Genomic DNA, 452 nt, shown 5'->3' with positions numbered 1-452 from the left:
CCATTGACACCTGTAGGAGTGAACGACGTGAGCTGCCGGTCACGTGGAATAATCACATACTCGCTTTGCAATACACCGCGCGCCCATTCAATCGTACGGGCTTGCACATAACTGCCGTCACGAGATGTCAGCGAAATTCCCGTACAAGCTACAGCCTGAAAAGTGCTGCCACATACGGCAGCAATCCCTAACAATAAGTTCTTTGTCATCTTCATCATTCATTATATATTTATCGCTAAAAACTCGATACTGTATAAAGACAACAAAATATGGGTTATTTTAGTTTGCAGATGCGACATTTGTATTGTAAAAGCACAATGGCGCAGAATATATATTCAAAGAGCAACAAGTAAAAAAGCAGTAAATAAACGAACTTAAATTAAAAGGTATCCGAACTCTTTGAACAAAACGAGAGTTTGGATACCTTCCATACTTATAGCGAAGCTTTCTAT

1 pseudogene is annotated in these 452 nt (G+C 39.8%); it reads right to left on the bottom strand.

Features of this window, described 5'->3' with window-relative positions:
- Positions 1 to 218, bottom strand: a pseudogene (locus AB5935_RS25580) (choloylglycine hydrolase); the annotation flags it as partial.
- Positions 219 to 452: the final 234 nt, after the last annotated feature.

Source organism: Phocaeicola sp. RTP21198st1_B8_RTP21198_201120, from assembly GCF_040929485.1.
Taxonomy (GTDB): Bacteria; Bacteroidota; Bacteroidia; order Bacteroidales; family Bacteroidaceae; genus Phocaeicola; species Phocaeicola dorei.
The sequence above is the reverse complement of the archived record's forward strand: the minus strand, read 5'-3'. Positions and strand labels throughout refer to the sequence as shown.